Origin of the sequence: Acinetobacter sp. UBA3025, from assembly GCF_002367915.1 — a bacterium.
Taxonomy (GTDB): domain Bacteria; phylum Pseudomonadota; class Gammaproteobacteria; order Pseudomonadales; family Moraxellaceae; genus Acinetobacter.
This window is the reverse complement of the sequence record NZ_DFDO01000042.1, coordinates 13,305-14,167: the sequence shown is the minus strand read 5'-3', so window position 1 is coordinate 14,167 and position 863 is coordinate 13,305. Positions and strand designations below refer to the sequence as shown.

The window sequence follows — 863 nt, the reverse complement described above, 5'->3', positions numbered from 1 at the left end:
TTGTTTGAAAGAAGAACTTTAAAAGCTTTATTTTCACCCGATAAAATACCCATAAAACAAGAGGAAGCTCATTTGAGCTTCCTCTTGTGAAAAATTGTGGGACAGCAATGCACCTGACGGTGCTTTTTCATGGCGGCGCATGACTTATTCTGGTGTGTGGTACATCAGATATAATTCATTCAAGTTTTCTGGAATCTCTTCTGCAAGCTCATCCATTAACTGGCCATTGCGACGGAAAGATTCCATTTGCGGATCTTCTTCATCGATGCCACTGAATACCATAATTGGCAGCGTTAAATCGACCAACTGTTCTTCAAATTCTTCTGTAAACCAGGCTTCTTCGTTCAAGAACATGGCATCTACAAAGCCCACGCTCCAGTCACCTAGACTTGATTCGGTATCTGCTTCTTCAATTTCAAATGGGAAAGTGATCCCTTCTTCATTGGCCAAGCTTTGACGGATTGACTCTAACCATGCTTTAACCTGATTGATGATTTCTGCAGGCACTTTTTTCTGGTTGCCTTCAAAAAGTTCATCCATCCATTTGTCAAATTGCGGGCCTACTGCGATAGCACATAAGAAACCATGAGTTGCCGCAAAATCCAGACCATACTCATTTTGGTCGCCATCCAGATATTCACTCAACAGGTCTAAATCTAAAGCACTCATTTAACATCCAAACTTAGAAAACCGAAAGGATTAGCATAGCATTTATTCAGGCTATGCTAAATCTGAATTCGTTAATCTTCGTCGTCAAAGTCGTCATCATCGTCGAAGTCATAATCAAAATCTTTGAGTTCGCGTTCCAGGCGGCGTTGCGAGAGCAGATCATCAATCAGACGACGTTTTTCCAACGACTCTTT

General features: G+C 41.4%; 2 protein-coding genes. Both read right to left on the bottom strand.

What is annotated here, in order from left to right; all coding sequences use genetic code 11:
- Positions 1-144 precede the first annotated feature (144 nt).
- Complete coding sequence (locus B4J23_RS01790; RefSeq protein ID WP_004784868.1) at positions 145-669, bottom strand: YecA family protein; 525 nt, start codon at positions 667-669, stop codon at positions 145-147.
- Between the two features lie 71 nt (positions 670-740).
- Positions 741-863 (bottom strand): PA3496 family putative envelope integrity protein (locus B4J23_RS01785; protein ID WP_414631557.1); only part of this gene is annotated, 123 nt, incomplete at its 5' end.

Coding starts and splice junctions, on each gene's coding strand:
- B4J23_RS01790 (WP_004784868.1), bottom strand. CDS start 669: ATGAGTGCTTTAGATTTAGACCTGTTGAGTGAATATCTGGATGGCGAC.